This window comes from Pseudoalteromonas sp. ESRF-bin5 (assembly GCF_002632075.1).
GTDB lineage: Bacteria > Pseudomonadota > Gammaproteobacteria > Enterobacterales > Alteromonadaceae > Pseudoalteromonas > Pseudoalteromonas marina.
Window position 1 is genome coordinate 21,849 of sequence record NZ_NTLW01000064.1, and the last position, 7,798, is coordinate 29,646.

Here is a 7,798-nt window from a genome sequence, read left to right on the forward strand (position 1 = left end):
AAAGCCGAGCATAGCTCGGCTTTTTATTTTTGATAAAAATCACTTTAATTTAGCTAGCCAATCGTTTACTGGCTCAGGTTTATGCAAGTGATAACCCTGTAGTATCACCTCCGGGTATTCCTGTAGTAAATCGAAGTGTGATTGGTTTTCGACACCCTCTGCAACAACGTCTAATTCAAATAAACGTCCCAAACTCACAATCATATCTATTATTAGTTTGTCATTTTTATTTGTTGGCGCTTCGAGCACAAAAGAACGGTCTATTTTAAGCTCTTGAATTGGTAATTGCTTTAAATATGTGAGGCTTGAATAGCCAGTTCCAAAATCATCAATTGATACTTTTACACCCAACTTTTTGAGGTTATGCACAGCTTCAATAGCAGAGTCCATATTATTTAGTAGCGTACCTTCAATAATCTCTATAGTGAGTTGCGACGCAATAACATTATTAATTGTTAGCTGTTCAACTAAAAAGGCTAAAAAGCGTGGCTCATGGAAATGTCGACCACTTATGTTTATTGATAAACTTAAGTGAGGGTGTGTTTGATTAATCTTAGCTAATGTTTTTAAGGCATTTTCACATACCCAGCAATCTAAGTCATAAATAACGTCAGACTCTTCCGCAATAGAAATAAACTCACTGGGGCTAATAAAGCCTTTTGTCGTGTGTTGCCAACGAAGTAAAACCTCAGCTCCTTTTAAAATTTGATCACTATCATATTGAGACTGTAAATGAAGTGATAACTCGTTATAAGCGATTGCTTTACGTAGGTCTTGCTCAATTTCGAAACGTCTTTTTGCTTGTTCACCAAATGAGGTGTCAAAAAATGTAACTCGGTTGCCCCCTTTCTCTTTTGCTTTATAGCAGGCAGCTTCACAGTTTCTGATAGTCTCGATAGCGCTTTCCCATTGCCCATGTTGCGGGAATATGTACATACCAATACTTACTGTTAGGCTAACTTCCTTTAAATCAACAAAAAAAGGCAGTCTTACGGATGTAAGAATTTCTTGTGCTTTTTTCTCTGCAATAATTTGAGCTCTTGCTCTGCCAATGCCTTTATCTAGGACAGACAACGTTGCAAAGGCATCGCTTCCCAAGCGAGCAATAATATCATTATTATCAGTATTTGTATGGATACGCTTAGTTAGTTCTTTTAGGACATGGTCACCGGCTAGCAGGCCCATTCCATCATTAAATGAGTGAAACCCATCTACATCGATAATAAAAATATAGGCAAAATTTTTGTCAGTGGAACAGCTTTGTAATTGCTGCTCTAACTGCTTTAAGAAGCTGTTACGGTTAGGTAGGGCGGTTAATTCGTCATGCCAAGTTAAGTAATCTATTCGCTCCTGGGTCACTTTTAGGCTTGATATATCGCTAAATACCCCGATGTAGTGATCGTTGGTATCGTGTTCATTTTTTACAAGGCTCAACGTTAGCAATTCAGGGTATAACTCACCACTTTTGCGTCGGGTAACTAACTCACCACTCCAGTAGCCGGCTTCACTTGCGTGTTGCCATACTTGTTCAAAGTTTATATTTGGCTGGTTATTTTGTTTGATATCGTGAATATGCATATTTAACGAATTAGCTTCATCGTAACCCGTGATGCGGCAAAAAGAAGGATTAACCGCGATTATTTTGCCTGTACTGTTAGTTATCACAACACCGTCAGCTGTACTCGTTAGTGCGTGAAAAAAGAGTTGATGTTTAGATGATAACTGCTTTAATTCTTTTTCTCTAACATCCAGCTCCATTGCTAAAGATTCTATTTCAAGCAGCTTGTCATGTAGGTCAAAGTTTTTCTCTATTAATCGGTCTAGCATACCTTGTGCTGTTATATGTGTACGAATGCGAGCTCTGACTAAGGCTAATTTATAAGGCTTGTGAATATAGTCTATGGCGCCCATAGCAAAGCCTTTTTCTTCTGACTCTTCCTCTGTAAGCGCCGTAACAAAGATGATGGGAATGCCTTTTGTTTTGGGTTTCCCTTTTAGTATAGTGCACACTTCATAACCATTCATTCCCGGCATCATTATGTCGAGTAAAATTAAATCTGGACGGGTAGACTCAATAAACGTTAGAGCTTGCTCTCCACTTGTCGATATTCGAACATCGTAGTCGGTTGAAAGCCCTTCTACCAAAATATGTAAGTTACTTGGTTCGTCATCAACAATTAGAATTAAAGGCTTTTGTCGCTGCGCTTTTTGTTCACTTTTATTTATGGTGGAATGAGTTAAATGCACTGTTAATCCTTTTTACATAGTATTTAAATTCTGAATCACTCAATCATTAATGCTTTGTGTTTGCTTTATATGTTTCAATAATCGAAATTACAGACGGATAGTCGAAACTATTAATCGCCTCTATTAGTTTTGATAAGCCGTGTTCAGTATCATAGCTATTCGCTTCTAAATGCCTTTTTAGGTCGTTTGGGATAGGACGAGACGCTAATGCTAGTGAGTGAATCTCATTTATCACTACCAGCTCATCTTCGAGATTGTGTCGTTTCGGCTCTATATTTTCCAAATTGAGTGTCGCTAATAATTCTTTAATAGAAAAAAGCGTTGCTGCCAAATTTTCTTTTAATAAATCTATATTAAGCGAACTTTCCTCAAGTAGTGCTTTTTCAGTCTCTAATGCACACTTTTGCAGCTTCTCTAGCCCTAATGTACCCGCTAACCCCTTCAGTGTATGCACCGTTCGCTTTAAAGTAGCAACATCATTATTGTTTATTAATAAATCAGCCTTCGCTGAAAAGTTATTATTACCATCTATAAACCGAGTAAGCAATGTCATGAGTAAGGTTTCATTGTTATCAACGTTTTGCTTTGCTTTTACTAAATTTATTGTTTGCAAATTATCTCTACTTTTTAGGTGTTTATCTAAGCTTTCGTAAAGCGCGTCAAATACAATGGGTTTAACCAAAAAGTCATCCATACCTGCATCAGCGGCTGCTTTTTTATCTCTGGGCTCTACAGCAGCACTTAAAGCAATAATAGGCATATTGTTACCTTTAGCTCTTAGTTGTTTAGTGGCTTCAAGGCCGTCCATATTGGGCATTTGTATATCCATAAATACAATATCAAAATGTTGAGCCGATACTTTATCTATAGCGTCTAGCCCATCGTTTGCAATTGTTGTATTAATATCAAATTTACTTAGCATTGCAGAGGTTATTTCTTGGTTAAGTTTATTATCATCTACAACAAGTGCCTTATAGGCCGCTAGTTTTGGCAGGTCTACCTTTGCAGGTAAAGGGTTATTTTTGCTAGCAGTGTTATTAATTAATTGCTGTTCTGCAATGGTGAATGGAAGAGTAAATAAAAACTCACTTCCTTTGCCAAGTTCGCTTTTTACTTGTATGTCACCACCTAATAATTTGGTTAGCTGTTTGCTAATCGTTAGGCCAAGCCCTGTGCCTCCGTACTTTCTTGTTGTACTTGAGTCGCCTTGAGCAAATGATTCAAACACCCTATCAGATTGGGCTTGCGTCATACCGATACCAGTATCACTGATACTAAATCGTAACTGTATTTCATTTTCTTTTTGAAAAATGACTTCTATGGTTAATGACACCTCACCGTTTTCAGTAAACTTAATGGCATTACCAATGCAATTATTAATTATTTGATTTAGCTGTATAGGATCGCCCAACAGAGTCAGGTGTCTGTCGGCATGCACAACACAATTTAGAGCTAGTCCTTTTTGTTGTGCATTAATCGAAAATAAATCTTCAACGTTAGATACGATCGTATCGAGTGTAAAAGGAATTTTCTCAAGTTTGAGGTTATCAGAATCGAGTTTTGAAAAGTCTAAAATATTGTTTAAAACTTGCAGCAGGCTCTGCGCACTAGAAAATGCTTTTTTAGCATATTGTTCCTGCTTTACTGGCATATTGCTTGTTTGTAGCAGCTGAAGCATACCCAATATGCCGTTCATTGGTGTGCGAAGTTCATGGCTCATATTTGCCACAAAGTCGATTTTTGTTTTATTAGCCTTGTTTGTTTCCTCTATTGCTTGAGTAAGCTCTGTATTCATGGCTTCCATTTTTACATTTAAAGCGCGTGTTTCATCAAGTAATTGCTTCGTTTCCTCACTTTTTAAATAAAGTGTATTAGCCGCTTTTAACACAGATGCAATTTCGCTCAGCTTTGTATGCTTATTTTTTAGTGTAATTGGCTCACCTTCATTCATACTATTAAGTAGCAAGGTAAGCTGTGATAGGGGTTTAATAACAAAAGCAACAATAAAATAACAAAGCAGCAAAATAATAATCAGAATTAGAAAGGTAAATAGGCTGCTTTGCTTGGTTTTTTTCGTTAATTCACTATTAAATTGCGACTTAACCAAATTTAATTTTTCTTCTTCAGCGCTTTTAATTTTATTAGTTAGGTATAAAAGTTCGTTTTCGATCCCTGTCAGCACAACATTCACAGAGTAGGTGTAACTACGTGTTAGCAGTATTAGTTGGTTATGTGTTTTTTTAAGATTAATTGTTTTATCAAGCAAGGAGTCATTAATAGCTGACATACGGTTAATTTTTGTGTGCAAAAACTCTAGATTTTGTTTCACATTTTGAGCTTCATCAAAATTAGGTTTATAAAGGTAGCTGACAGCTGCATGCTTAAGGTTACTAATGGTTAGTAAAATATCATTGTAGAGAATTTTTTTATCTTCATTTGATAGTGACTCAAGTGCCATTACCTTTTTTTGTAGCTCTTCAATGGGCTGTTTAAATCCAGATGAGTATATTTGCTCGCGCTTTTGTCTGTTAATAACTACTTTTTCAAATGTTGTTTCATAGTTTTTTAGGTGCTCGCTGAGGCGAGTAAGCATATTTTTATATTCAGGGGTTTTGTCTAGCGTGTTTAATGTTAATTGCCCTAAATGAATATTTGCTTGGTCTAAATATGTTTTAAACTTTGCAATATTATTTTTATTAGCGTCATCAATAAATGCAACTGCATGACTTTGTAAGGCGATGACATCTCTTTCCAGCTTTACGACAGCTTCACTTTTACTAATAGCATTGTTTTGAATGTTTTGCAGGCTGGTTAACGACTCTTGCAAGTGGTTAAATAAATAACTTTGTAAAAGAAGCAGTCCAGCTAGTACCGCTAAGGTCGCAATTATTTTTGATTTAATAGAACGCATTAGCGACTTATTAACTCATACCACTTTTGTAAACTGTAGTCGTAGGTTGGCATAACGGTATTCCATACTGCAACGTTGCTGAAGCGCTTAGTATAGCTTCCGCCATTTCTTTGCTCGCCTTTTCTAACCGCAATATTACCATTTGTTTCTAGTAAATCAGTGCTTGCGATTTTGCCGTCATACCAATAGTCCCATTCATTCTGTGAAAGTAATGGTTTAGAACGCTGCGGATTGCTTATGTAATAACCTTGGCGAGCAATAAACGCACCTGGCCAGCCAGATAACCACCAATTCATATAATCGTAAGAGGCATCTTTCACACTATCATGCGTTTGTGATGACAAACACATTACGCCATGCCAGCCTCTGTAACCTTCTTTAGGTGCTGCAAAGCGCACATTTATGCCTTGGCCATTTAGCGCAGATACCGCAGGTGAAAACATGCTTTCAATATGAACACGTTCATCTTTCATATACTGAACAGATTCAGGCACTGAGTTCCAATAACCGCTAAAGTGGCCTTGGCGTTTATAGTCGAGCAATACCTTAAATAAGTTATCTAACTCAATGCGAGTCATTGCTCCAATATTGTTAATTTTAACAAGCCCTTTAGCTTTAGCTGCAAGCGCTAAGTCAAATAAACCAATAGTTGGTGCATTTACAATACCTACTTTTCCCCTATGCTGCTCATCCAATAACCATCCCCAGCTTTCTGTTTCATAAGCAATACCAGGTTTAATAAATTCAGTGTTATAACCAAAAGAGTCAACATTATGAACATAGGGTAAAAAGCTTATTAAGTCGCTTTCTTGCTCACTGAGTGTGCCATCGGGTTGTACGTTTAATATTTTGAAGGGAGCGTCACCTGCACCTATATTGGCATCTTCTGATAACTTTCCTGTTTTTGTAAGGCTATTTATTTCGTTAAAATAAGTAAGGCGTTTTTTTTCTATGGGTTGTATTGAACCTGCATTCCACAACACATTAATACTGTTTGACCACTGCTCGTATAAATCAAATGAGCTGGGGTCCATTGAGGCTCTTTGCAAAACAGCGGCACTGCCAGCGGGCGTAAATTCAATATTAATGCCTAAATCACTCATGGCTTGCTTACGAATTGCATCTTGTAACGTTACATGTGTGCCAAGCACTCTTATTGTGACCTTATTTCGAGCAAAAACATAAGGAACATGCGTTATAGCGCCTGCAGTTAAGCCTATAGCTGCAAGTTTTTTAAGTGTTGAGCGTTTTGGAGAGTCCATGATTTACCTAATGCATTAATAGATATACAAGTATGTATAGCTAATAATTGATAAAGACTCAAGATAATAGAGATAAATGAAAAACAAAATAAAATGAATGAATTAGGGTGTTTTTGAAGTAAAGAATATATTTGAGAAAGGAGTAGGAAAGTGGTGGAGCTAAGCAGGATCGAACTGCTGACCTCCTGCGTGCAAGGCAGGCGCTCTCCCAGCTGAGCTATAGCCCCACATTCCTAGTTTATGCATAGCATAAACGCTTGGCTGCTGAGTTCCAAGCGGGACGAACTTTAAGTTTTTTTATAAATTTGGTCAAGTATTTTTTCGCTAATTTTCACAGTTTAGATGAATTTTTGATAGACTCGGCTTAATTACTCATTAAAACGACAGAAAATAATGAAAAAAAGCGTTTTGGTACTGATGGTTTTACTTTCGGGTTGTGCATCAAATGAAGAGCCGCCTTTTGAAATAAACAACAAACAGTTTTTTGAAAAACAAGATGAGCAAGGAAATAATGTATTTGCTTATGTTGTATCGGTTAAAGCTAAGCACCGTGAGAACTTTAATCTCGATCGTGGACGTAATAACAGACCTTCTCGCAGTGAAGTTAAGGAATATATTGAGCAAGAACACTTTGAAGAGTCGAGTGTGTTAAAACTAAAACTAGAAGATCGGGCCGTTGAATTATTAAAGCAAGAGCTTACAACGCGTGAATACTGCGCTAATAATCATGTAATAACAGACGTTCTGTGGCGAGATCTAAGCGTGCAATTAAGAGGGCGTTGTTTGTAACTATGTTAGCGGATAAAACAAAATTAGAGGCGTGTTTAGCGCATTTAAATATTAATTACGATGTTATCGAACACCCACCTTTACATACTAGCTTAGCAGCGGATGAATTACTGCTTGAACGCCCAGGTACACGTTTAAAAAATTTATTTTTGCGTGATAACGAAGGTAAACGTCACTTTTTAGTGATTACAGCTCACAATAAGCAGTTGGACCTAAAAGCGCTCTCTAAACAGCAAGGTTTGTCGCGTTTAGGGTTCGCTTCAAGCGAACGTTTAGCAACCTATTTAAAAGTTGCACCAGGGTGTGTATCAATGCTTGCGCTTCTAAACGATAAACAAAATGCGGTAACAGTATGGTTAGATCAAGATATTTGGTTTGGGGAGTTATTTCACTGCCACCCCTTTGAAAATACGCTGACATGGGTTTTGAGTAAATCAGACCTAGAAACCTTTTTTAAGCATACGGGTCATCAACCGCGTGTCATGTTTTTACCGTCAAGATAAGCCCAGGTAATAAGAAAAAAGCCGCACAAACAAACAACAAGTAAGGTAAACATAAATGCTGTTTGTCCGTACTGTTGATAAACTAA

5 protein-coding genes and 1 tRNA gene are annotated in these 7,798 nt (G+C 37.2%); 2 read left to right on the forward strand and 4 right to left on the reverse strand.

From position 1 onward, the window contains the following. Positions 1-39: 39 nt before the first annotated feature. From BCG07_RS02405 to BCG07_RS02420, 4 genes are all read right to left on the reverse strand, one after another. Positions 40-2,247: a two-component system response regulator gene (locus tag BCG07_RS02405; RefSeq protein WP_286888419.1), complete on the reverse strand. Its 2,208-nt coding sequence runs from the start codon at positions 2,245-2,247 to the stop codon at positions 40-42. Between the two features lie 46 nt (positions 2,248-2,293). Further along, positions 2,294-5,158 (reverse strand): ATP-binding protein, encoded by a 2,865-nt coding sequence (locus BCG07_RS02410; protein ID WP_286888421.1) that lies wholly within the window; start codon positions 5,156-5,158, stop codon positions 2,294-2,296. Beyond that, a complete protein-coding gene (locus BCG07_RS02415) occupies positions 5,158-6,420 on the reverse strand; it encodes an ABC transporter substrate-binding protein (protein ID WP_243531873.1) in 1,263 nt (420 codons plus the stop codon). Before BCG07_RS02415 ends, BCG07_RS02410 begins: the two co-directional genes overlap by 1 nt. Before the next feature lie 151 nt (positions 6,421-6,571). Then, positions 6,572-6,647 (reverse strand) — tRNA-Ala (locus BCG07_RS02420). A 166-nt stretch (positions 6,648-6,813) separates the two neighbouring features. Between BCG07_RS02420 and BCG07_RS02425 the strand changes: the two genes are divergently transcribed. Together BCG07_RS02425 and BCG07_RS02430 are read left to right on the forward strand one after the other, a co-directional pair. After that, on the forward strand, positions 6,814-7,209 hold the full coding sequence (locus tag BCG07_RS02425; protein WP_243531870.1) for a putative periplasmic lipoprotein: 396 nt from the start codon (positions 6,814-6,816) through the stop codon (positions 7,207-7,209). Positions 7,210-7,211: 2 nt separating this feature from the next. Beyond that, positions 7,212-7,712 (forward strand): prolyl-tRNA synthetase associated domain-containing protein, encoded by a 501-nt coding sequence (locus tag BCG07_RS02430; protein WP_243531867.1) that lies wholly within the window; start codon positions 7,212-7,214, stop codon positions 7,710-7,712. Positions 7,713-7,798: the final 86 nt, after the last annotated feature.